The organism is Paenarthrobacter nitroguajacolicus (assembly GCF_031455195.1).
Taxonomy (GTDB): Bacteria; Actinomycetota; Actinomycetes; order Actinomycetales; family Micrococcaceae; genus Arthrobacter; species Arthrobacter nitroguajacolicus_D.
In genome coordinates, this window is record NZ_JAVDSH010000001.1 from 629,844 (window position 1) to 654,479 (window position 24,636).

The window sequence follows — 24,636 nt, forward strand, 5'->3', positions numbered from 1 at the left end:
AGAATTGCGCCGGATAATCTCAATCGGAAGGTTTGGTTGTGCTATCACATGCAGTCAACTTATAACAGGCGGGCATCTTTCTACAACGCAATTTATTTAACCTAAGGCGCACGCTTAGCCCTGTCAACAGAAAGAGCCCTATCATTTCGCTGCACTACATGCGGCACATTTTTTGCATGAAGTGTTGCCGAGTAAGATCGAGGAAAACGTCGGTGATCAAGGAGACGTGCATCATGGCAAAGGACAGAGACGGTGTTGCAGACGGCATCATCTACGGCAGAAGTCTATCCGTGACGCATCGAGAGTACTCGTCGTACATCGAGAGCATGGAGGTACTCTGGCGGCAAACACCTGAGTACAAGCGGCACAAGAAGAAGCAACAGATCCTGTTCGTATGCTTTCTACTCCTTACGATGATTCTGATAGTTGGGTGGATTTTTCTTTCCACCTGGTTCCAGTACATGAACATATCCCCTGCGTTTCAGATTACGCTGTTGACCACTGTTATATTCGCGGCGAGTGCTATATATGCGGCCCTTGGACCGCTTGAGGGAGCAGCGCAGAAGCGACAGTTTGTGAATTTACGCAGACTTGGAATAGTCGAGAATATACAATTCGAAGAGCAAGAACTAGCGAAAGACGCCGATGCGGGAAACCTCGACCTAGCGGATCTTTGGGTAGCGAATCAGCGGCGCATCGACTACTACCACGAGATCGCCATGGACCAGGCGAAGAGCAGCTTCAGAGCCGGTCGGTGGGCAATGATTGGTGGATTCGTCACCGTCATCCTTCTTGGTGTGGCGGCTGCGCTAGCCGTCAACGGAACGGCTTCCATAGCGGCGGGTGTGATCGGAGTTGCGGGCGCAGCCATGGGCTCCTACATTGGCGTCACCTTTATGAAGGCTCAGGCTGAAGCGTCCGCGCAGCTTCGCCAGTTTTTCCTCCAGCCCGTTGAGTTCTCCCGCATGCTCGGTGCTGAACGGCTTTTGTCGACTCTGGAACCCTCAGATCGAACGGCAGCTGTACACCGTGTCATCGAAACTATGATGGTCCCCACGACGGCGCCCACCGAGGCTCAGAAAAGCAAGCCGGAGCCACGGGGCAAATCGAATCCGCCGTCTTGACCTCCAAGGCGATCGGATTCAGAACGCTCCCTTCTTGCCTAGAACCGTGGTCACCCATACCGCGCCATGTCGACGCCATCGTCGTCAGCCTTTACCGGCTCATCCAGTGAGTTGTCGTTCTTATCCAGCTTCCAGGCGTAATTTTCTTGCTCCCTAACTACGTCGAGGCACGAGGGAGGGACTGTCTGATAAACGCTGTGTGGGGTTCGGCGCCGTTCACTACTGAGTGGTTCTTTCGAACGCGCCCGCGAAGGTAATCGCGAACGCTTTTAGCGCAGGCTTCCACCTCATGACCCAGCGTGCCCGACCGCCGCCGGTGGGATCAAGAGCCCTGGTGACGAGGTACAGGCATTTCACGGCAGCGGTCTCGTTTGGAAAGTGCGTACTGCCCTTCGGTAACGGGCGTTGATCGACTCGATCGCGTTCGTCGTGCAGAGCACCCGCCGGATCTCCACGTCGTACTCCAAGAAGGGCACGAATTCGGCCCACGAGGCTTCCCAGAGCCGCACGATCGCCGGATAGCACTGACCCCATTCGGCGGTGAACTCGGCGAACCGGTCCTTCGCCGCTTGCTCGGACGGGGCTGTGTAGACGGGCTTGAGCGCCTTGACGATGCCTTCGCGGTGCTCGCGGCCGGCGTAGCGGAAGCTGTTGCGGATCAGGTGCACGATGCACTGCTGCACCACCATCCGGTCCCACGTGGTCGTGGTCGCTTCCGGCAGGCCCTTGAGCCCATCGCAGCCGGCGATCAACACATCCTCCACGCCCCGGTTCTTCAGCTCGGAGAAGACCTGCAGCCAGAACCTGGCACTTGCACCGCCGTCGCCGGCCCAGATCCCCAGAATCTCCCGCTCCCCGTTCACGGTCACGCCCATGACGACATAGAACGGGTGTTGCGCACCTGCCCCTCACGGACCTTAACCACGACCGCGTCAACGAAGAGCACCGGATAGAGCGGCTCCAAAGGCCGGGCCGACCATTCGGCCAACTCCGAGGAGACTTTCTCCGTGATGCCGCTGATGGTGTCTTTGGAGACCTTGGCCCCGTAGACCTCCTCGAAGTGCGCGGCGATTTCCCAGGTCGTCAGCCCCCGTGCGGACAGTGAGAGGACGATCTGGTCGATCCCATCCCGACGCCGTTTCCGTTTGGGCACAATCACCGGCTCTCACGAGCCGTCCCGATCCCGGGGCACCTCAATCTCGACCGGGCCAATCTCGGTCAGCACGGTCTTGGACCATCCCCCGTTCGAAAGTTCGGGTTTTCGATAAGTCAGGCGGCATGCAGGAAGGCGCCGCGCCACCCCGCAAATGCATACACTTGGTTCCGACGGTCAACAGCAGAGACGGTGACCGCGATCCGTCTCACCAGCAGAAGATGGCACAATGGCACCGAAGATAGGCCCCGAGACGATACTGGCCGAATGGCTATTCGTCGAGACAGTCGCCGATATCCGACGGCGGAGCGAGGATCCTGGCGGGCGGAGCCGATACGAGCTGCTTGGGATTGCACCCCTTCTGCGCAAGCTCCTCATTGATGCCAGTCCCCTTCTCAACACTGTTCGGGCCGCTCGCCCGGAGGTGCCGACGGAGTTCCGCATCAGACAGTGGACCGTTCCTGACAGGGGCCGCGACGACGCAGACCTGCCGTACCTCCTCCGGCTCGGCGGACCAGAGCTGGTTGGCCGACCTGAGGACCCGGCACTCCCCAAACTGAAACACTTCATTGGGGCGACGGTGGGGTTAGTCCGGGGGCGCCCACTGACCGTCATCGAAGTAGTCAAGTACTACGCCAACGTGGAAGGCGGCGTCCACTTCGGTGTGCCCAAGGAAGATGCCGACCGCGTTCTGAGCGATATGGCTCCCTTGCTGCTCGGGCATTCGACCGGTCAGATCGAGATCCTCGCCCATCTCGGAACTATCGTTGTTGACGCGCTGACGCCGCTGTGCAACTCGATCCTCGCCTTGCCCACGATCGACAACCGGATTCACCAAAGCAACGACCGGGGATTCTACGACGGCCACTGGACTGCGGACCATTACGAGAAGGTCAGCCAGTTGCGATAGCCGACACAGCTCACACTGTGGGTCTGGCTGTCGACGACGGCGGGGACAATAGTGGGATGAGCGGATTCGACTTCTTTACAAGGACTGTCACCGACGCCCCGAAGGCGCCAGTAAGGGTGTCGTCGCGCTTATTCCGAAATGCGATCGAAGAAGCGTTCATCTACACCTACACGCGCCAGGACCTCGAAATTGTACTCGCCGAAGAGCTCAAGCTGTCGTGGCCCAATACGGATCACCAGCCTAGCGACAACGAGTACACTAAGCGCGATGTCATCAAGGGGTACACCGAAGGCTGGGATCTACCCCGGCTAGTGGCCTTGGCGCGCCGTATGGTCAGCGATCTCGAGGTGACCGAACTGCGCCTCGCCGCCCTGACCGCTCTGCTCGCAGAGCACGATCGTGGCGGAGGCGTCGGCACGCCGGCCAAGAACCTTATCTTCGCAGCGAACGGGCCCAAGCCCGAGCTCGTGCTGCGTGATGCCCTCAACAACGACATCGAGATTGTCCGCAACGGCGAATACTGCCTCGTCTATGACCAGCCAATCCCTGCCGATGGCCTGACCTACAGCGATCTCATTCAATGGTGGCGACAGCGACAGGGCCTCACCGACAATGTGTCACAGCGAGATGTCGGCCTGGACCTACACGACCGCCTTCGGACGTCGCTGGGTGACAACTCGGTCGAGCTTCGCGTCTTCGACGCTTACGCGGCTCGCTACAAGGACAATGGATTCGACATCCCCGCGCTAATCCCCCAGGTGTACCTGCACTTTGATCCGGCGACTCAGTTGTCTCGCCGGTCTGCAGGCCAGAGCGGCAGTCCATTGGCGCGGCAGCGGATGGACTCCTCATCTTGTTCTCCAACAGGCATCGTGTGGTCCTCGAAGTCGACGGGAAGCAGCATTACGCGAACGGTGATCTGGCGAGCCCAGCTCTCTACAGCGAAATGGTCTCCGAGGACCGACGGCTAAGGCTCGCCGGGTACGAGGTCTACCGGTTTGGCGGGGCCGAACTGATGAAAGACGACGCAGACAGGATGGTGGCAGAGTTCTTCGACCAGCTCGCCGAACGCATGCGCTGAGGGACGAAAACGGCCAACCAAGACTGCCGGCGGTGAGTTGCGCGGTTTCACGACAACGGCCGAGGAGCTCGGCAAAACCGTCGGAGCGGCAACCCTGATGACCAGTGACGCATGGCGTCTTTGGGATCTCCGGCGGGCCAACCACCTCTGAGCCCACAGGCCTCCACGCCCCCCAGGCGGGCGTTGATGTGGTGCTGGACCGTCCAACGCCGGCGTACCTGGCGACCCGCCAACCATGGACTGGCCGGGGAGTCAGACATCCGCCACGTCCAGAGCTGCATGTCTGACTCCCTCTGGCCGATAACGGCGCATATGTCGGGCCGGAAGCAGCCCCGGCCGCGTCCGCACAGCGATCCCGCCAAGCGATGGCATATGCCGAAGAATTTGACCGCTCACGTCATGACGCCCCACCTCAGCCTGCCAATGAATAGCCAAAAGCAACAACGCTGTTTGTCATTCCGATATTTCGATCATTGCTGGACGGCCCTCCGCGCAACCGGCCGCTGACATGCTATCGCCGATCTGGAAGCTTCGCTCGGCGGGCCTCCGCAACTTGGACCCTTCCGAATTTTCCGGACCTGCCCAGGGCATTCCAGCCCCTTACCAGCGCACAGGCCCTATCAGAACGGCCCACAAGACCAAAGACTCAACGCACGCACAAAGGAAAAGGACGATGAATGCGCTCACAATCAAGGACCCAGCAGATTTGCTGAGCTTTATCGGGCACACCCTAGGGTTCTGGCCCAAGGAAAGCCTGGTCTGCATCACCTTGGACAAAGGCAAAGTCGGAGCCACCCTCCGCATCGACCTCCCCCGACACCCCGGAACAGAACTCCCCTACGCCAGGACAGTCAGCAGCTACCTCACGAGCGACACCAGCACGACGAGCATCGTGTTCGCCCTCTACACCTCACACCACAGCGAACCCGGCCGGCCCAAACCGCACGCCGCCACCATCGCCGCCCTCACCGGGGTCCTTGCCGAAAACGGCATCACCATACGCGACGGGATCTTCGTCGGTGACGACACCTACTCCCCCTACGACACCGAACCCGGCCAAGACATCAGCACCACCGAATACAGCCGAGTCAACGCCGAATTCATCTACCGCGGCAGCACCATAGAACCCACCAACCAAATCATCCTCCCCACACCGACCCACGAAGCTGACCACGCCACCGCCGTCGAAATCTGCATGCTTACCATCCGCGCATTGGCACCCCATCAAGCGGCACTACAAGCGAGCCAACTCTGGACGAACATGCTCGACAGCAATGACTTCCCCAGCGACGAGGACTGCGCCGCGCTCATCGCGAATTTCCAGTTCCCCCACATCCGCGACCGGCTCATGGCCGACATCCCCGGCATCGACGAACCACCCCAACACATCCTCTTCGCCCAAACGGAGACAGCGCCCAAATGGTCACGGATCGAATGGGCCCAACAACTCCTCCTCCACGCCTACACCCGAACCAGCCCGCAACACGCAGCACCAATCCTCACCACCATCGGCTACATCAACTGGTGGGAAGGCCGAGGCTCCAAAGCACACCAATACATGCAACTCGCCCTCGACACCGACCCCGGATACCGCTTCGCACGACTCACCGACCACATGCTCGGCGCAGGAATCATCGCAGGCTGGAACACGAACAAGACCACCGCCTACAAAGCCCGCCTCGACATGCCCTAAGCCAATTCGTCCGAGTCAGAACAGGTTTACCGAACATCCGTTAGCGGCGTTAAAACAACGGGAGTAGAAGTAGCTGCAAAAACTCCCGCTCTTGGCGAATCAGGCGTTCCCGCAGGTCAAGCGGCCTTGTTGGGCATGGGAGTCCTGAAGCCAGTGATTGCGACTATTTGACCACATCGATGACCTTGTCGACCGCGAATACGCTGTCGGCAGCAAACGCTGGCTGCCCCTGTTCCGCTACTCACTGGCGTTCAAAGTCTGTTCTGCCTATGGGCTGCGCCGGCGCGAAATGACCATGCTCGACCTCGAAAACTTCGGGCCGAACCCGCACGTCAGCGGTTACGGCCAGTTCGGAGCTGTCCAGATTCGGTTCGCCAAAGGAACGGCAGGTTTAGGGCCCAGGCGACGTACGGTTCTGACCGTGCCGGAGTTCGACTTGGTCGTGGACCAGCTCAAGTCGTGGACGTCCGGTGGGATGCGGCAGCGTTTCCCGACGGCTGATCGTTCCTCCGCTCTGTGGCCGAGCGAGCGTGGTGCCCGGATGTCCCTTGGTTCTTTCGGGGATGCGTTCGCTGCTGCACGGGATGCCGTCGGATTGCCCTAGGAGCTGGGCCTGCACTGCCTCAGGCATTCCTACGTGAGCACCTGATCGAAGCCGGTTACGACGCGACCTTCGTGCAGACGCAGGTTGGCCACTCCTACGCCTCCGCCACCGGTCTCTACACATCGGTATCGTCCGACTTCAAACAGAAAACAGTGCAGCAGATGATTGCGCGTCGCATTGCGAACCTGGAGGACCTAGATGCCTGAACAGCGCCGGATTGGTTACCGCTGGAACCTGCGAGCCCTGATGAATAAGCGGAACCTGTGAAAACCACCGAATTGATGCCTCTTCTGAAGTCTCGTGGCATTAACCTCTCCGAAAGCCAGGTTTAACTGTTGGTCACGGCCACACCGGCGCGCATTTCGGCCAGAACGTTCGGAGCTTTCTGCGACATTCCGGACTGCACCCCCAACGACCTGTTCGAGCCATTCGTTGAGATGCGCGCCGCGCCGACAGCGAACGCCCCGAAACGCAGAGAAGACCTCGGCATCCAATTAGGCAACCCCATCGCACAACGGGTCCGACTCATCACACCTGGGGATGGTGAGTAGGACCCGATCCGCTGGCCAGTCCTCTGCGGCCGCGGCGGCCAGCACCACCAAACCGTCGTGTGTTGGCCCGACGGCGGAGTCTGCGGCTGCTGCTATCAGCAGGCCAAACGCACCCGCGGCGTCCGCAAATGCGGCCACGAAGGCGTCCTGCCCGGAAATATTGATGAGTGGCCGGCATACCGCAACTGCTCGGGCATCCGGCGTAATATCGACTGCGAGGGCTGCGGCGCCGAAGACGAACTCTACAGCGGTGGACGCTGCTGGACCTGCGTCCTCTTAGACGTCGTAGACAACCTGATTATCAACCCGGCCACGGGATCCATGGCCAAGGAACTGATTCCGCTGGCAGCTGCACTGAAGTCAATAAATCGGGCCAACAGCGGCATGACCTGGATCCGGCAAAAGCACCTCACGGCCTGACTTCGTAACCTCGCTACCGCACCTAAAATCAGCCACGACACCTTTGACAACCTGCCTGAATCACGCACCCGCGAATACGTCTGCGAGCTCCTCATCGAACACGGGGTGCTCCCCAACGTAATGCTTTTCTCATGCGATACGACAGCGGGCCGCGCAAGCCTTAGATCGCGTCAGCGACGGCGACCACCATCGCCGCAGTGCTGTTCGTCGTGTTGCTGCTGCGCACAATCACACGTTGGATCGCCCACGCTGCCCTCGCCGGTGGGTTAGGAGCTCTGCTCGGAATTCTTCCCGTGTGGCTAGCCACGGACGTCTTCAACGTCTTTGGCATCCGATTCAACACAATTGCAGTTCTGTGGGTCTCGGCGCTGTGTGGCTCCTTGGCCCTCGCGGCTCTGAACTTCCGCCACAGCAAACTCTGGCGAAAAATAACGGCCGCTATCTCCTTAGTTGTCTTTGTGGTGACGGCTGGACTGGGCATCAACGCCGACATCGGACTAAACCGCACGCTTGGATCGCTGATGGGCATATCAACCGCCAAAGAAATTAGACTCCCGGAGATAACAAGTCCGTCAGCCGTGCCCGCTGGACCGCTCTGGACCGACTGGAGCCCCCCGTCGGACATGCCTGATAAGGGACTCCAAGGAAAGAAGCACGTCCCCGCAACAGTCTCCGGATTTGTTGCCCGTGACGCGGGGATTTACCTGCCGCCTGCCGCGCAAGTAACCAACCCGCCGCAGCTGCCACTGGTCATCATGCTCATGGGACAACCCGGCAACCCCGACCCCGCAGACATCGCATCAGTTCTGGACGGATTCGCCGGAAAGAACAAAGGACTGGCACCAATCGTGATCGTTGCCGATCAGATCGGCCCCGGCCAAAACGACACCGGCTGCCTGGACACAGACCGGTACGGCAACGTGGAAACGTACATCATCAAAGACGTCGTGAACTACGCCAAAAGCCAGCTAAACATCCTCCAAGAGCCGAAATACTGGACGATCGCCGGATATTCCAACGGCGGTCAGTGCGCTGTATCCCTCGGAGCCAAACACCAGAACGTTTTCGGGAACATCCTCAGCATCTCCGGCGAGGAATTCCCCGGAGCCGAAAACCCCAAAGCAACTCTCAACGACCTCTTCAACGGAAACCAAGCCGCCTACGACGCGCAAAAACCGACGCATCTTCTAACCAAAACCAGATTCAAAGACACCACCGCCGTTTTTACCGTCGGTGCGAACGACACCCCCTACAAACCAGCAGCCCAAAAGCTATACCAGGCAGCCACACAATCGGGGATGGCAACGGCATACCAAGAAGTCCCCAATGCAGGACACTTCGCAGACGCGCTCCAAGGAGGGCTCATCAAAGGATTCGATACTCTGTACCCACGCTTGGGACTAATCCCCTAACTCAAGCCCTCACAGATTCCCAGCTCTGTCGAGCCTCACGGAAACCAACATTGCTCAAGAGCGCATTCGCCCGCCTCAAGCAAGGCGGAACAGATAGATGAAGACGCTCTCGGGCTGACGTTGGCCGGAGCCGATGAACATGGTTCTGTTGATCCAGTTGTAGGGACCTTCCACCTCGGCTGTGAGTCTTGGGCAGCAACGGAAATAGATGTTGTTGGCGTCCACCTTCCCTCCGTCCATCAGGGCCGCAAGATCGGCGGGTGAACCTGTCCTTATGGCATGATTCTCCACCAAAATACGATGCCCGTCCGTGAGCTCCAGAATGTAGCTCGCTGAGAGATAGGCTAGGTCTTCGCTTGGGTACTGCTGGAAGTCAGCTCCGGCGCTAAGGATCCGTCCCGAGAAGGCTGGTCCGAAGACTCTTCCGCCCCGGATGGGGACCACCTTGCGGATGCCGTCGACGGTCTTCCCGATGGTCACTGGTTCGTCTACGTCCACCTCAAGGGTGGCCACATAGTGGAGTCCGGGCGCTTCCGGCGCCTCGAGCGAGGCTGGTTCAGACGAATCGTTCATGCGTGCCTGCCCTGGATGTCCCGAACGCGTACTTTGTTGCGTGCCATGAAGCGGTCCAGAACGTTGGTGGTGATTCTCTCAGTGAAGGGATCGCGACCGATCAGCCCGTTGACCCATTCTGTACTCCCTGCGGTGAACACCTCTCCCAATCCACGCTTGAAGGTGGCCACCATGGCCGCACCCCTTACAGTTCCTGTTTGGTACTCAGGCGGATTGCCCGCATATGCCTCCGCGAGAAGATTGGTGACCTCATTCACCGGCGCGCCGATGGGAACCTTTCCGTCCCACCGATCCTCCGCCCCGAACACGGCAGGTGTCATCGCCAGAATCTCCAAGTTGGTTGGCGCTCCACCTTCGCCCGTCGGGTACGGTAGACCCTTACGGAACGTGTAGTCCACGCCGTCGACCTCAAAAGCGGCTATGCAGATCGGCGCGCCGCCAAAAACATCCCCGTAGTACAGATCTGTGCCCTCCAGCGCCCAATGCTCGGGGCGGTACACCGTGAACCCTCCGCTGGCACGGGGGGAGGCTGAACCATAACGGATGTAGGAGCCGGCGACTCCGCTGAGGCCCATGGTTTCAGCCCCCGGTCGTCCGATCGGTTCCCAGTCCCACATGGTGGTCACCCGGCGGATGTCCGTTTCAATATACGGGTCCGCGAATGGCATCTTGTAGCACGTCTGGGTGGTGGCATTCCCATCCAGACGGACCTGCCAGACGTAATTGCCGGCAAATCGTGCCAGCCGCCCGCCTTGGTCAACGAACGCGTCCACATGGTCCCGCATTTCCCACGTCCAGTATTCGTCGTGCCCCACAATCACGACGCACTCGTACCCGTCCAATTCTGCGGCATTCCGGTGCAGCCGACTCTGCGTCGTATGCCCCACCGTGTACCCCTGTTGTTCGGCCCATACAGTGAACGGCCGTTCGTAGGTTGCCCAACCCGCGTCGGCGTGGTGTCGGCTATATCCATTGTGCCAAGCCCACTCATAGGCTTCGTGGCGTGGTATCCACCCCGGGCCAGGCGTGTCGGTGTGGATGTTCCGCGGAGCGCCCTCCGGCTTTCTCAACATGCCCCGGGCCAGTGGACGCTGGGATGATGAGAATGGCGACGGAACGTCGTTTTGGTGCCCATCTTCCCGCCCACGGTAATGGTTCCCTCCACCCCAGTCGTTGTAGGCCAACAAGGTACTTGTGGTGTGGAGTAGAAGGAAATCAACGTCCGATGGTGAGTCCGGCCGCACAATAAAGAAGCCCTCATGCTCCTTGGCGCGCCCGTCGGCGGAGGCAGTCAGAATCACCAGGTAGAAACCCGGCTCCCAGTCCCGTCCAAGTTCGAACTTGAGGGTGTCTTCCCAACCGCAACCACGCTCGTAGGGTTCCGGCAGGGTCGTCTGTACTTGCCCCGGAATGCCATGCCGCTCGTAAACTGTGACAGGCCGGGACCCATCCTTTACTATGCGTATGTTGAAATTCTGCGCCGTCGTATGGACCTTCAGGCCCACCGTCTCCCCCCGTGCGTAGTCGAACGAGTCCGCGTAGCACCACAGCTCCAGCTCCTGGCCCAGTCCGGGGACTTCAACCAGACCTCCGGGACGAGACCACGCCATATCTGCGGCTTGTCCTGATGAGGGTGTCGTTGTGGGGTCTTGGATACACCGGCTACGGTTGGGAGCGTGCGGGGCAGCGTCTGTTGACATTGACTTTCCTTTGACTGGTTGCAGGCGTACTACGGCTTGTGCTTAGTATCGGGAACAATGCCGACAAAGATCTTCCGAGCGGGTTCAAGAGTGTGCCAGATTCCGCTGAAACCGGCAGGAATAACAAAAGCCTCGCCTGAGCCGAACTCGCGGCGGAGTCCAGCGGTGTCCTCTACAGCTACCCTCCCCTCCTGAATGACGCACACTTCGTGGTAGGGCCAGTTGTCAATGCGGACCCAGCCGGGTTGACCTTCCCAGGCAGCTACCTGCGAACGTGTATTGGAAAGCGGCGCGTGGTGCTCCGCCTCCGACCATTCGCCGGAGGAATCGGAATACAACGAAGAATCGGGCACCACGGAAACGCCCCGTCCTTCAAGGAGTACGTGGATCTGGTGAATGGAAGAGCTTTGCATGTGGGTATCTCCTAGGCTGTTGTCTTCGAGAAAGTTGTTGCATTTTGGTCGTCGCTGCCCGTGCTGGTTTCGATGAAGCGGTTAAGGACGGTGCGGGTGATCTGCTCCGTGAAGGGGTCTGAGAGACGCAACCCGTTCACCCACTCGGTACTTCCGGCTGTGAAAACCTCTCCCAACCCCCGCGTGAAGGTGGCAATCATTCCGGCCCCGTAGCATTCGCCCATGAAGCGCTCAGGCAGGTCGTCGCCGTAGATCGCTGCAATCGCGTCAAGGAATTCGGTTACTGGCGCTCCGAGGGGCACTGCGCCGTCCCATTCGTCCTCTTCGCCCAATGTTGCCGGGGTCATCGCAATGATCTGCAGAGTCTCAGGAGCTCCGTCGACGAACGTCGGTTCAGGCATTCCCTTTCGGAAAGTGAAATCCACGCCGTCCAATTCAAAGGCTGCGATGTTGAAGGGGGCAGCGCCGAAAACGTCCCCGTAGTGCAGATCTGTATCCGCAAAGGCCCAGTGACGTGGTCGGTAAACGGTGAAACCACCAGAGGAACGAGGGGCAGCCGCGCCGTAGCGGTTATAGCAGCCGCCGAGTCCGGTCAGGCCGAAGGTGCGTGCGGCCGGCCTCCCCACAACCGGCGCATCCCAGGCCGTGGTCACGCGCGAAGGCTGCGACGCGGTGAGGGGATCCTCTTGCGGGGTCCGGTAGCAGACCTGGGTTTGTCCGTTGTCCTCCAATCGCACCTGCCACAAGAAGTTCCCACCAAACCTGGCCAGGCGTCCGCCCCTGTCCACGTATCCCTCGGCGGCGTCCCTCATCTCGTGCGTCCAGTATTCGTCGTGGCCCACCACGACGCCACAAGAGTATGGGTCCAGAACGTGGGGATCTTCATGGAGATCGTGTTGAGTGAGGTAGTCCAATTCGAACCCCTCCTTCTCGGCCCAGCGAACGAAGTGACGCTCGTACGTTCCCCAGAAGGCGTCGGCGTAGTGCCGGGAGTATCCATGCGCATGGGCGTACTCGTATGCAGGGTGCCTCGGCACATATCCAGGGCCAGGGGTGCTGGGGTTGGAACTGCGTGGCGCTCCCTCCGGCTGACGCAGCATTCCCCGGGCGATGGGACGTTGCGTTGAGGAAAGAGCTGACGGTACATCTTCCCAAGGGTCATCACCAAGCCCTCGGTAGTGGTTTCCCCCTCCCCAATCGTTGTAGGCGAGCATCGTGCTGGTGGTCAGGATCAACGCCAGAGGCGCAGGTTCAGAAGAGCGGGACCTTTTGATAACCGCAAAATGTTCTCTTTCATGCACGCGTCCTTCGTGCTCGTATTTCATGATCAGCAGATAGAACCCCGGTTTCCAATGATCGGAAACAGGTACCGTTACCGCTACCGGCCAACCGCAGCCAACTGCATATGCGTTGGCCGGCGTTGGGTGTGCCGCTCCCTCAAGGTTCCCGCTGCTCCAGACCATCTCCTGGTGGATTCCGTCCCGTACGAGCGTCAGGGTGTATGACGCGACAGTGGAGTGGGTATGGATGTTGATTGTTTCACCGGGAAAGTAGGAAAAGCGGTCTGTGTAGCACCAGCCTTCAGCCGTTCCCGCTACCCCGGAGGGACGTTCAACTGCGAAACCCGGAATTGACCACGCCATACGGGGTCCCTTCTGCGGGGCATCGATGGCGGTTCGACTGTCGGGGTAGGAGGGGATTTCCATCCGGATCACGCTGGTACTTCCATTTCGCTGGTGGTACGGGTCTTAGCATTGCGGCCCGTGGCGAGGCCGATGATGATGGCGAGCATCAAAGGAACGCAGATTAGGACGTTGCCCACGGGGCCCAAAGCAGTCAGGAGATTCAACTGAGTCAGAATGAGGAGCAGAACGAAGGTCATGACTATTGCGGATAACACGGGCGCGATCAGCCGATTCCAGAGCCGTTCCTGGTGCCGGGCCTTCCGGAGGTAGACCACAGCGGAGATGGACGTTGCGATCTGCAGAAGAAGCACGGCAAGGATGGTGGGGGTGTTTGTCCAGAGAACTACTTGCTTGTACGGATCGAGCCCGATGAGGGCGAAAGCGATGATCGCTACAACAGTTATCGTGGTTTGTACGACGGCGGCCTGGCCGGGGCTGCCGGTGCGGGCGTCAACCCGGGCGAGGCGTGTAGGCATGAGACCGTCGCGGGCCATGGAGAACAGGTAGCGGGTTCCTGCGTTTTGCAGAGCGAGAACGCCGGCAATGAAGCTGGTTACCACCAGCAGCTGCATGATGGATGTCATAGCTCCGCCAAGATAGCCGGTGTTCACGTCAAATACGATGGTCGAAAGGTCTCCGGAGAGGGCTTGGTCGAGATTTTTCGGTCCTATGGCCATGAGAATGATCCATGACATGAAGACGTAGATGATCGTCAGAAGTGCGACGGCAAGATAGGTCGCCTTGGGAACTGTTGTACGTGGTGCTTTCACTTCCTCGCCGTAGACGGCTGTTTGCTCGAAGCCTACGTAGACCAGAAACGAGAGGACCAGGAGCGAGCCCAGTTTAGGGATGTCCCAAGTGGCCGGATCCAGTGCAGTGAAACTGAACCCATTGGGCCCTCCCTGCATTAAGACAGCTACAGCTAAGGCAAAGAGGATGGCGATTTCCGCAAGGAGAAGGACGCTAAGGACGCGGGCGCCGATATTAACCTGAAAGTAAGAAAGCGTACCGGTGGCGAGTCCGATGACCACCGCGCTGATGCCCCAATGGACAGAAAGTCCAAGAAATTGCTGCAGGGCATTCGAAGCGAACAGTCCGGCTGCCGCGCAGAAGCCCATCTGACCCAGCGTGTAGGCCGTATAGGCGAGCAAGGCCGCTCCGGAACCGGCCGTCGGTCCCAGACCTTTACGTATGTAGGCCGAGAACGCACCCGCGTTCTGCACATATCGGCTCATGGTGGTGAAACCCACGGAAAACAATAGGTACACAAGTCCGGCTATCAGGTAACCAAGAGGTGCAAGTTCTCCACCGACCATGTAGGCGATGGGGGCAAAGCCTGCCAGCACCGTGAGCGGAGCCGCTGCGGCCAAAACGAAAAAGACAAGATGCCGGGTGGAAATGGTGCCGCTGCGAAGCTTCGGCACTGTTTGGTTCTGAGTTGTCCCTGTCATGGTGACCTTTCAGACGTCGGATGGCCGTGATGAGCCGTTGGGAGTCGCGCTGGCTTCACTACAACCGCCCGGCGCTCCCCTAATTTATGAGGTGATCCACCTAACGACAATCGCCGATCCGTACAGTCGATGAACTCTATCTGTACAGATGGGCGATACTGAGATGTGGGAATTACATATCAGTCCCTTCGGGACGGCCATTTGGCACTAACCATCGCGTCATCTGAAGCGGTATCGAAAAGAGGCAAGGAAGTCACCGGTGCTGTGGCCTCGGACTCTCTGAGCCCTGGTCTACTGCTCGACGGCGGTGAACTACTTCTCACCGAAGGGAGCATGCTCACTCCTGAAACCTATTGCGCTTATGTCGAAGAAGTCAGTGCAGGCGGGGCGTCGATCCTGGTGCTGCGCATCGGGAAGGACATGCCATTCAGCGCAATTCCTCCAGATCTTATTTCGGCCTGCAATGCAGCCGACGTGACCCTTGCAAGTGTCGCGTCGGATGTATCGTCCAGTACCGTAGTGCGCGCGGTCTACATGGCTCTCGCTTCAGAACAGCGCTTGGCCCTTCAGGCGTCAGTGGACCTGTTTGCAGTGATTTCTGCAGCAGTCGGCAGAGGTGAAGGCGTATCGGGAATAGTGGCCGCGTGGAAGAAGCAAACGGGAGTGCCGGTTCTGGTAGCTGACATGTTAGGCCGTGTCCTTGCCGGAAGCGCGAACGATCTCGACATCGACCCCACTCTCCTCCCCGAACTGGCTCTGCAATCACACAAGCCGCGGACCCCGATCCGCATTCCTGATGCGGACGTGACCATTACCGCACTCGGTTCTCCCAAGCCTAGAGGCCTACTCATTGCGGGGACATCTCCCATGGTCCCCGTTGATCTGGCCGCACTGACGTCCTTCCTGGGACTCGAACTCGAACGCCTCTGGCTGGCAGACGAGCCCTCAAGGCAACGCCGGGCTGAAGTTGTCGGGGCCGTCCTGAGCGCTCGCACTGAAGCTGCAGCCAGATCCAAACTCCGAAGTGCAGGACTTGCCGACAAGCTGTATCACGTCGTCGTCGTGGATCCAGGCGGGGAGGACATCACCCAGTTGGTGGCCGAAGCAGCCCTCCTGTTCCGTGGCGGCATGGCCCGGATCCAAGGACGTTACGTTGAAATCATTGTTGGGCACGAAGATCCGGTGCTTGCCAGTCTCGAGAGACTTCTGCACCCGCTGGCGGCAGGAGTCGGTGCCATGGTGACACCAGGTCATCTTGCTGTCTCACGCACCCAGGCCTTGGCCGCAGTCCATGCAAGTGCCGTGGCTGGACGGCCCATTACGTTCAACCAAGGAATCATTTTTGACTGGCTTGCCGACACGGTAGATGCGGTAGAGGCCCTTGCCTTCTCGGACGCCATTCTGGCTCCCATAGAAGCAGGAGACCCCGAAGGCATACTGCTCGCGACCCTGAGGACCTGGATGGAGGAAAACTGTTCCCTGCAGGGAACCTGCGAACGGATGAACATACACAGACACACTCTCCGCGCCCGCCTGCGGAAAATCGAGGCCCAGCTCGGTCAGCCACTCGAGGCCCTCCAGACGCGGACGGAACTGTGGCTTGCCATTAACATCAGACCAATTACTCGCTGGCCCGAGGTTTGAGACATTGTCCGTAGTCCATGCCGCGCTTATTCTAGCCCTACAGGAGGATGCTGATTTGCTGACTCCAGAATCCAAAGCCCTGCAAACAGCCGTCATTAAAAGGTGAGTCATGTTACATCGGCTCAACCGCTATTCGAAGAAATGAGCATCAGATACCGGAGGGCTGTCGGTAGCACTGGGATCTAAGAGATTGCACGACTCACGGCAATCGCGAGAAATCTACCCAGTCGAAACACCGTCATCTTGAACGGTGGTGGCTAAGGTATTGGGAGAAGGGGACGCGGCTCCGGCTATTCCCACTGTCTGTAATGCTGCCATCGTTGACTCCTTTGTTGGACGGATCTAACTACGATCTTTATTTTCCAAATCCTGATCGGCGACGAAGAAGTCCGACTACTCTCCTAAAGATCAGACAAATCCGCCTTCGCACAAACCGCGGGTTGGGGGGTCTGCTCCTTGAGTGATCAGTGATGCGTCACAGTGAACGCTAGCGCCTGGGAGGTGGAGCCATCCCCCACCGTGACCCGGAACTCCCCTGGCTCCAGTACAAACTCTCCGGCTTCCTTGTTCGTCCAGAACCCCAGGTCATCGGCAGACAGTGAGAAGGGGATTTCCCGGCTCTGTCCCGCAGGAACGTGGACCCGGGTGAACCGGCGGAGCCTGCGTACCGGCTGGGTGATGGAGGCCTGGACGTCCGTGATGTACAGCTGAACCACTTCGTCACCATCCACGTTGCTGGTATTGCGGACCGACGCGATGAAGTCTACGGTGCCGCCCTCTTTAAGAGATGACAAAGACACTGTGTCCGACCCTGCAGCTGTGCTCTCAAGATGGAACGTGGAATAACTGAGCCCAAATCCGAAGTCGAACAACGGACCTAGATCAAGGTCCAGGTACTTGGACTTATAGAAGTCATCCGTGTTGTTGGGACCCGTCAGCCCCACATCGGGTTGCTCGCTGGCCAGGGTTCCGCCATGTCGGGCGGGCCGGCCAGTGGACTCGTGGTTGTAGTACACCGGAATCTGACCCACAGACCGCGGGAATGACATAGGGAGTTTGCCGCCGGGATTGGCCTTGCCCATAAGGACGTCGGCAATGGCCGGGCCGGCTTCGGTCCCAAGGTGCCAGGCCAGGAGCACTGCAGGACACTCGTCAATCCAGTCGCTGAGGATGAGTGGCCGTCCGGTCATAAGCACCACCGCGAAGGGAGTGCCTGTCTCAGCGATCCGGTGGATCAATGCCGTTTGGTCACCCGGCAACGTAATGTCGCTGCGGGAACTGGCTTCGCCTGACAGCGCGCTCGGCTCACCCACTGCAACTATCACTATGTCCGCGTCCTTGGCGGCCCGGGCCGCTTCCTCCTGACGCGCGGGGTCGCTCGCGTAAAAGTCAGCACCCGCAAGAGCGGTGATTTCCGCATCCGGGAGCGCTTCTCCCAGGGACTCCACGATGGACTTTCGGGCAGGGGTGGCAAAGTACTGGACCCATGCCCCCAAATGGTCGGTGCTGTCAGCGTAGGGACCAACAACCAGCACACGGCCTGCCTGCTTCTTCAGCGGAAGGACCTGTCCATCGTTCTTCAGGAGCACTGTGCAACGCACGGCCGCCTCCCGGGCCTTTTCGCGCTGTTCTTCTCCTGCTGTCACGGGCGCTGCGTCCTCATCCACGTAGGGATTGTTGAACAGCCCCAGATCCTGCTTTAGTTTCAGGATCCGCAGCACGGCGTCGTCAATCCTGCGTGGGTCAACGTCGCCTTCGGTGATGATGGGCATGTCCCCGCTGAACAGGGCCCCGCCCATCTCCACATCAAGCCCTGCAGACAACGCCAGGCGTCCGGCTTCGGCCATGTCCGCAGCGACTCCGTGCTCCACCAGTTCACCCACGCCGCCGGCATCGGCAACCACAATTCCCCGATGCTTCCACTCATCTTTCAGAACATCCGTCAGCAACTGCCTGTTCGCGTGCATGGGAACACCCGAAAGGGCATTGAAGCTGGCCATCACCGAGGCCACGTTATTCTTCACCGCAGCGTGGAATGGCTCAAGGTACACGTTCCTGAGCCGTTGGATGGAAACATCTGTGGTGTTGTAATCCCGTCCACCTTCAGCCGCGCTGTAGGCCACAAAATGTTTGGCGCAGGCCGCAATGGATCCAGGCGAGGACAAGTCCTGGCCCTGATAGCCCCGGATCTTGGCTGCTCCGAAGACGCCGGTGAGGTACGGGTCCTCTCCGAAGCCCTCCACCACCCTTCCCCATCGGGGATCACGGGAAACGTCAATCATGGGAGAGAACGTCCAATTCACGCCGGTGCCCCGGGCTTCCGCCGCCGAGACACGCGCATCCACCTCGGCCACGTCCGGGTCGAAGCTCGCAGCCTGGGCCAGCGGTGTGGGGAAAATCGTGAACTGGCCGTGGACAATGTCCAAAGCGATCAGGAGCGGGATGCCATGGGGGCTTTCCTCCACGGCAATCCTTTGGAGCTCATTGGTCTTCGCCGCATCCGCGGGCCAAAAAAGAGCTCCGGCCCCCGTCCTTGCCAGGTGCTGGGAATCTTCATCCTTGGGCTTCCAGACGATCCGGAGCTGGGACAGCTTTTCCTCGAAGCTCATGGCCGCAAGGATCTGCTCCGGGCTTGCTTGTTGTTTCATCATGGTCCGAACCTTCATGCGTTTGCCCGGCCTCCAGCTGCAGATGACGTCCGGCCGGGGGCGTCAGCTGTCAACAACCGCGAGAGTGAGTAAGGATCCGATGAGGCTTCCCCCGAAACGTCGTCGAAGATCATGGTGGTCCCGTGCTCTCCGTACGGTGTCCAGCCTGGGTTGCCGTCCTTGCAGAAGCCCACGATCCCGGCGTGCATGGAATCAGCAAGTGCTACGGGCGGGTTGGCCCCCAGCGCGGCTTCCACCCCGTCGGCGTCGAGCAGCCCAAAAGCGAACGGCAGGTCAACGCAGTGCCCGGAGTATCCCGCGGCCGGAGGTTCCCACTGGAATTGGTAAGTCCACACCGGCGCGGTGGCTTGCCCGGCAACTTGCGGAACAAAGCGGCGGAAGGTCAGATCACTGAGGTAGTTCTCCACGATTCGGGAAGTCGGCGTTCCTGCTGAGCGCTCCGCATACTCCGCTGCCACGTCCGGGCTGGCCCCAACGCGCTCCAGCGCCTGGGTGGCCGGCAGTACATCAACTGCCTTGGCTGCGGGCCGAATAAAACCGGCGAATTCATCACGGGTGGTTCCCACGAGGGTGGGTACGGAACCTCCACCGTCCAGGACTGCGTCAACGTCCTCGGTGATGGGACCGAAGACGAGGCTGGTTGTGACAAAATGCGCCCTGCCCAACGCTTGCTCAGCCGCGCTGCCCGAGAACTCGGGGAAGGGGACCATCTGTGCGTCCAACACGGCTTCCTCGCTGACACTTTGGAAACCGGCTTTGCTCACAGGCACGTTCAGGGCCGCAGCAATCCGTGCGGTGGTGGACTTGGCGGCCTCCATGTCCACAGTCAACGGAGCGCCGGACATGATTAATGCTTGGGAGAAGAGCCCTTCAGCCAGCGGGGAACTCCTGAGCGACATGACCGCACCGCCTCCTGCGGATTGCCCGCCAATGGTGACCTTGTCCGGGTCACCCCCAAAAGCCGCAATGTTGCTCTGTACCCATTTGAGGGCAGCAATCCAATCCAACATGCCTCGGTTCAGGGGTGCGTCCGGCAACCAGCCGAAGCCGTCAAACCCCAGGCGGTAGGAGATGGTCACAACAACCACCCCGTCACGATTGAACGCCGCACCGTCGCTCCACGGGCTTGCCGGGGAACCACCGACAAAACCGCCGCCGTGAATCCACACGAGGACCGGATGGAGCAATCCCTGTCCGCGCCCAGGTTCGTGCCCGGGTCCGGCGGGGACCGTAGGAGTGAAAACGTTCAGGTTGAGCGTTCCGGTCCCTGGAATGCTGGGTTCAGGAATGGTGGTTGCCGCTGAGGGTGTCCTGCGCTGGGGCGTGGGACCGTACTCCAAGGCAGAACGGATGCCGCTCCAACTGTCCGGAGGTACCGGGGCCTCGAATCTCAGGGCACCTACAGGGTCCTTGGCGTAAGGCAGGTTCAGGAATGCCGCGGAACCATCCCGCCAAAAACCTTGCACCTGCCCGTAGGTCGTCTGGACCACACTGGTCTTCTTTGTCATCGTCAGCTCTTTTCTGTCACAGTCGGTGGCTCAGTTGTTGGTAGCCAACAGGCGGACCTTGACCACGCTGATGTGCTCAGCGGAGAGGATCTCCAGACGTTCGTCCCCGTTGATGTACCGGCCTTCACTCAACCCGGCATCGCCCAGCACAAGTTCACGGATTGAATCGAGTTCAACGTCCGCTCCAGGCTTGTGGAAGTCCACTTGCGCTCCCTGGCCCACCACGACGAACTCAGTGGAGTTGATGGCAAGAACCATTCCCAAGGGTCGGCCGTCTCCGGGAGTAGGGCCATGGGTAGCGGCCACCGTTTCACCAGGAAGTTCCGGTGCAGGCGGAACCCTCACGCCAGCGTCAAGGAGCATACCTTCAAGCAGCTTTCTGGCGTTTCGGACGGTGATGGTAATGCCGGCCAGTTCCGAGCTGACGGACTCGATGTCGTCTTCGAGCGCGAAACCGATAATCCGCCCATCGCGCTGTGCATCCACAATTTCCGGGGTGAGGGCTTTGATGATCCGGCTTGCCGTACTGAACTGGTTGCCTTCCCTGCCTTCCTCGATACCAAAGACGTTGTAGCCGAGGCCTCCGAAGCCGCCGATTGCCAGAAACGCATCGCCGGCGCGGAAACGCGCTTCGGGAATAAACAACGGGTTCCGGTCCGAAGCATACTGGCGCATGATTTCTGCCGAGTTGGGCACATAAATATCGGGCGCCAGGAAGTCGATAGCTGGCGCTGCAGCCTGCCACACCGGGATCATGCGTGCGGTTGGTCCTCCGCTGGGATACTGGCCGGGCAGTTCCTGCCCACGTTGGGGTCCGAGCCAAGCGTTTGTATACGCAGGGAGCGGAAGGATGTCCTTTCCAGCCGCCGCCAAGCCACCCACAAAGGAGGCGAAACCCCACGCCATGAAAGTCTCTTCACCAAGCGGGTGGTCATCACCAAAGAGGTCAGCCCAACTCCTGTGAAGGCCTGCATTCGCACTGAATACGCGCACTAATTCGGGGTCAAAAGAATCCGGTGCTTCAGATACCGCTGTGAACAGCGCTTCGGGAACCGGCGCATTCCAGATGGTCTCGGCCAGGGCGCTGCGGTCCCTTCCGGCGCCCAACATGCCAACTTCGTTCTCAACCTGAACCATGATGACTGTATGGTCGGGGTCGATCATGGCCACATGGCGCATCAGCGCAGTGTAAGCAGCCCGGTCCGCTTCAAAGAGATTTCGCGAAAAGACGGAGAGACTTGGCCTCGGCATGGACCCTGGATAGGAAAAGGGTGTTTTCAGGGGTTGGGTACCCTTGTCCGCGCGTGGGAAGCGCACACGGTCGGCACGTACCCAGCTTGGTGCGTAGGTCGAGTGCGCGTTCTTGAACGCCCCAAACCAAATCATCACCAAACGGACCCCGGCGGACCGGGCGTCCTGCACCAAACCGTCCACCACCGAAAAATCGAGACGCCCTTCCACCGATTCCACTTGTTCCCATGTCACCGGAGCTATCACGGAGTTGATACCGGCCGCTGCCAGCTTCTCCCAGACGGGAGACATGTAGTTCCGATCTGATGCACTGGAGTTATGCAGTTCTCCGCCGACGCAGAGAAACGGCTTTCCGTCCACGATGAGTCGGACGTGCCCGCCAGTCCGCTCAAGCCGCGGGAGGTTCCCTCCGGAGGTGACTTCTTCCTGGGCTGCAGGGTTCGGGTATGACATGGTGAATTAGTCCTTTTTGTGGTTTGTGGGCAAGGTGGCGTTATTCAACGGCTGGTACCCGTTCTGTGATGCCCGGATCCTGTCCATGGTTTTCATGATGTCCAACGTGTCCTGCCACGGCATGACCGGGCTTTCTTGCTTCCCGGCGCGAAGTTGCCGGGCGACTTCCATGATTTCGTACCGCAGTCCCGGCCCTTCAATGGGCGTTTTGTAGAGGTGTTCCTCCACTGTGCCCGGCCCATGGGTGTTGTACACGGAGAGGCCCACCTCCTGGGGGCACTGGTGCGGTGCGGGTAAACTGATGTAGCCCGTGGAACCCAGGATCCTGGCCTGGTTGGGCAGGGGACTTGTCACGGACGACCGGATCGTTGCGGTGCCGCGGGAGAACGACAGGAGGGCGGATGTATCAAGGTCCGCACCTGAATCGTTGAGCTGGCTACTGGCCGCAACATCCGTGGGGCGCCCCAACATCCAATGGGCCAGTTGGACGGGATAGACGCCCAGCTCCAGGAGGCTTCCTCCACCCATGCGGGCGTCGTGCACCCGGCTGATCCGGCCGGGTCCCTCCGACGGCATGGGAAAGCCAAAGCTGGCTTCAACCCCACGCACCTCCCCGATGGCCCCGCTGTCCACCAACTGCCGGAGCTTGACGTACGCAGGCAGGAACCGCGACCACATGGCTTCCATCGCAAAGAGGCCACGGCGCCGGGCCGTCTCAACGATTGCCAAGGCTTCGGCGTGGTTGAGAGCGAAAGGCTTCTCGATCAGCACATGCTTCCCGGCTTCAAGGAACGTAATGGTGTGTTCCTTGTGGAGACCGGCCGGCGTGGAAATGTACACCACGTCGATATCGGGATCCGCTGCGAGGTCCTCCAGGGATCCGTGGGATTTCCCAACGCCGTGGAGGTCACGCAGCCCGGCAGAGGCGCCGGAATTGCGGGAGGCCACTCCGGCGATGATGGTGCCGTCCAGTCCGGCGAGGGCGCCCGCGAATTCGCGGGCGATCCCTCCGGTGCCGGCCAACCCCCACCGCAAGGGAGAATCACCCATGCTTGGCCTGCAGTTGCCGGACCAGCGCGTGCTGGCGACGCACCTGTTCACGTCCGCGGTAGGGCTCACGCCGGCCTTCGTATTCGCTGGACAGCCACCCTTCCCATCCTGCGTCCTGGAGGGTCGTCACTATGTCTTCCCATGGCACATGAAGGTCATGCAGGTTTTCATCGATTTCAAAGAACTTGGCCTGGATGAAGTGGACGTGGGGAAGGATCCCAGCCAGGTCAGCCATGGGGACTGCCAGCGGTTCCAGGAAGGCGGGCCGCTTGCCGTCTTCGACTTCAATACCTTCATGCCCGTCATCCACGGCAGCAGTCTGGAAGATGCCGGTATCCACCAGCAGCTTGAAGTGCTTGGAGCCGGTCCGCTCGATGAAATCGATGTAACCCTGCGTTACCGGATGCTTGATGGGTGTGGGGCTGTGGATCTCGGGGCAGATGACGATGTCCAATTCCTGTGCCAGGTCCAGCGACCGTTCAACCACACCTTCCCAGATGGGATGCGGATCCAGCTGGAAGGAGGTCACCCCGAACTTGGGACGGATGGAGCTGAAGCCCAGCTGCGAGGCGAGCCTGAGGTCCAGTTGCAGCTGCGCCGCTCCCTCATCCTCGGTCAGGTCCCGGTCATGCCACATGGCAGTGTCGATCCAGGATCCATAGTTTGTTGGAGTCAGGGAATAGCGCTCCAGCATAGCGTGCCAGTGGTCGATCCATGCGGGATCCGGCGTGGGGTAACCGGGGATGTTCCCTTCGCCCAGGATCTCGATGCCGGTGGCCCCCATGTCGGCAATATCCGCCATCACGTCTTCCAAGCTCATGGACGTGTAGATGTCACCGGAATAGCTGTACGTGGAGACAGCGTGGCGGATTCCCCCGGTGGGGACGGAAGGGACGATCGTGGCTTGCGCAGAAGCGGGGAAGGCGGAACGCGAGACTGCCGGCGGGAAATAGGGCCGGCGGAGGTAGATGGTGACCTCGATCGTGTGGACGCCGGCCGAGAGGCCTCCCGGTTTGGGTACCGTGATGGTTGCGTATTCGTCCAGCTGCCACCGGACATCCGTGGTTGCCTTCAGTGAGTCCAAGGTGTGGGTCTGCCCTTGAAGCGTCCACAGGGGCACGTGCGAGTCCCAGTGCTCACCATCCACCGTGACCTCGACGCCGTCCAGCAAGCTGGCCGCCGTGCCCCGGTAGTTCGGATTGCGCAGGACAACCTGGAAGCCGGTGATGCGACCGTTTTCTTCAACGTTCTTGAATCCACGGCCTTGAATGATGCTTCGTTCCAACATGGT

The 24,636-nt window shown here is 59.9% G+C and carries 19 protein-coding genes and 1 pseudogene; 9 read left to right on the plus strand and 11 right to left on the minus strand.

The window, feature by feature from the left end; genetic code table 11:
* Positions 1-233 precede the first annotated feature (233 nt).
* Positions 234-1,124, plus strand: a complete 891-nt coding sequence (locus J2Y68_RS02940) for a hypothetical protein (RefSeq protein ID WP_309989458.1) — start codon at positions 234-236, stop codon at positions 1,122-1,124.
* A 219-nt stretch (positions 1,125-1,343) separates the two neighbouring features.
* Here the strand turns inward: J2Y68_RS02940 and J2Y68_RS02945 are convergent.
* Positions 1,344-2,370 (minus strand): annotated as a pseudogene (locus J2Y68_RS02945) (IS256 family transposase); the annotation flags it as partial.
* Between the two features lie 136 nt (positions 2,371-2,506).
* Here J2Y68_RS02945 and J2Y68_RS02950 point away from each other — a divergent pair.
* From J2Y68_RS02950 to J2Y68_RS02980, 7 genes are all read left to right on the plus strand, one after another.
* Positions 2,507-3,187: a hypothetical protein gene (locus J2Y68_RS02950; protein ID WP_309989461.1), complete on the plus strand. Its 681-nt coding sequence runs from the start codon at positions 2,507-2,509 to the stop codon at positions 3,185-3,187.
* A gap of 56 nt (positions 3,188-3,243) precedes the next feature.
* Positions 3,244-4,158, plus strand: coding sequence for a hypothetical protein (locus tag J2Y68_RS02955; protein WP_309989462.1), 915 nt, complete (start codon positions 3,244-3,246; stop codon positions 4,156-4,158).
* A complete protein-coding gene (locus tag J2Y68_RS02960; RefSeq protein ID WP_309989464.1) occupies positions 4,062-4,268 on the plus strand; it encodes a hypothetical protein in 207 nt (68 codons plus the stop codon). The genes J2Y68_RS02955 and J2Y68_RS02960 overlap by 97 nt, the downstream gene beginning before the upstream one ends.
* Positions 4,269-4,941: 673 nt before the next feature.
* Positions 4,942-5,961, plus strand: a complete 1,020-nt coding sequence (locus J2Y68_RS02965) for a DUF4192 domain-containing protein (protein ID WP_309989467.1) — start codon at positions 4,942-4,944, stop codon at positions 5,959-5,961.
* 157 nt (positions 5,962-6,118) lie between these two features.
* Positions 6,119-6,565, plus strand: a complete 447-nt coding sequence (locus J2Y68_RS02970) for a hypothetical protein (RefSeq protein WP_309989468.1) — start codon at positions 6,119-6,121, stop codon at positions 6,563-6,565.
* A gap of 608 nt (positions 6,566-7,173) precedes the next feature.
* Positions 7,174-7,536, plus strand: a complete 363-nt coding sequence (locus J2Y68_RS02975) for a hypothetical protein (RefSeq protein WP_309989470.1) — start codon at positions 7,174-7,176, stop codon at positions 7,534-7,536.
* 197 nt (positions 7,537-7,733) lie between these two features.
* Complete coding sequence (locus tag J2Y68_RS02980) at positions 7,734-8,948, plus strand: alpha/beta hydrolase (RefSeq protein ID WP_309989472.1); 1,215 nt, start codon at positions 7,734-7,736, stop codon at positions 8,946-8,948.
* Between the two features lie 75 nt (positions 8,949-9,023).
* Here J2Y68_RS02980 and J2Y68_RS02985 read toward each other — a convergent pair whose 3' ends face one another.
* The 5 genes from J2Y68_RS02985 to J2Y68_RS03005 form a co-directional block, all read right to left on the minus strand.
* Complete coding sequence (locus J2Y68_RS02985; protein ID WP_309989475.1) at positions 9,024-9,521, minus strand: DUF3237 domain-containing protein; 498 nt, start codon at positions 9,519-9,521, stop codon at positions 9,024-9,026.
* Positions 9,518-11,131, minus strand: a complete 1,614-nt coding sequence (locus tag J2Y68_RS02990) for a N,N-dimethylformamidase beta subunit family domain-containing protein (protein WP_309989478.1) — start codon at positions 11,129-11,131, stop codon at positions 9,518-9,520. The genes J2Y68_RS02985 and J2Y68_RS02990 overlap by 4 nt, the downstream gene beginning before the upstream one ends.
* A gap of 119 nt (positions 11,132-11,250) precedes the next feature.
* On the minus strand, positions 11,251-11,634 hold the full coding sequence (locus tag J2Y68_RS02995; protein WP_309989481.1) for a cupin domain-containing protein: 384 nt from the start codon (positions 11,632-11,634) through the stop codon (positions 11,251-11,253).
* Positions 11,635-11,645: 11 nt separating this feature from the next.
* Complete coding sequence (locus J2Y68_RS03000; RefSeq protein WP_309989483.1) at positions 11,646-13,277, minus strand: N,N-dimethylformamidase beta subunit family domain-containing protein; 1,632 nt, start codon at positions 13,275-13,277, stop codon at positions 11,646-11,648.
* A gap of 68 nt (positions 13,278-13,345) precedes the next feature.
* Positions 13,346-14,770 (minus strand): APC family permease, encoded by a 1,425-nt coding sequence (locus J2Y68_RS03005; RefSeq protein WP_309989485.1) that lies wholly within the window; start codon positions 14,768-14,770, stop codon positions 13,346-13,348.
* A gap of 165 nt (positions 14,771-14,935) precedes the next feature.
* Here J2Y68_RS03005 and J2Y68_RS03010 point away from each other — a divergent pair, with 165 nt between their 5' ends.
* Complete coding sequence (locus J2Y68_RS03010) at positions 14,936-16,414, plus strand: PucR family transcriptional regulator (protein ID WP_309989489.1); 1,479 nt, start codon at positions 14,936-14,938, stop codon at positions 16,412-16,414.
* Between the two features lie 464 nt (positions 16,415-16,878).
* On the opposite strand, the gene J2Y68_RS03015 is transcribed toward J2Y68_RS03010, so the two are convergent.
* The 5 genes from J2Y68_RS03015 to J2Y68_RS03035 are packed head-to-tail and all read right to left on the minus strand — an operon-like array spanning position 16,879 to position 24,633.
* A complete protein-coding gene (locus J2Y68_RS03015) occupies positions 16,879-19,065 on the minus strand; it encodes a glycoside hydrolase family 3 N-terminal domain-containing protein (RefSeq protein ID WP_309989492.1) in 2,187 nt (728 codons plus the stop codon).
* Positions 19,066-19,076: 11 nt separating this feature from the next.
* Positions 19,077-20,591, minus strand: a complete 1,515-nt coding sequence (locus J2Y68_RS03020; protein ID WP_309989494.1) for a carboxylesterase/lipase family protein — start codon at positions 20,589-20,591, stop codon at positions 19,077-19,079.
* A 30-nt stretch (positions 20,592-20,621) separates the two neighbouring features.
* Positions 20,622-22,295: a GH35 family beta-galactosidase gene (locus J2Y68_RS03025; RefSeq protein ID WP_309989497.1), complete on the minus strand. Its 1,674-nt coding sequence runs from the start codon at positions 22,293-22,295 to the stop codon at positions 20,622-20,624.
* A gap of 6 nt (positions 22,296-22,301) precedes the next feature.
* A complete protein-coding gene (locus J2Y68_RS03030) occupies positions 22,302-23,345 on the minus strand; it encodes a Gfo/Idh/MocA family protein (protein ID WP_309989499.1) in 1,044 nt (347 codons plus the stop codon).
* The gene (locus J2Y68_RS03035) at positions 23,338-24,633 is read right to left on the minus strand and encodes a C-glycoside deglycosidase beta subunit domain-containing protein (RefSeq protein WP_309989502.1); all 1,296 of its coding nucleotides are present in this window, start codon (positions 24,631-24,633) and stop codon (positions 23,338-23,340) included. Before J2Y68_RS03035 ends, J2Y68_RS03030 begins: the two co-directional genes overlap by 8 nt.
* Between the last annotated feature and the right edge of the window lie 3 nt (positions 24,634-24,636).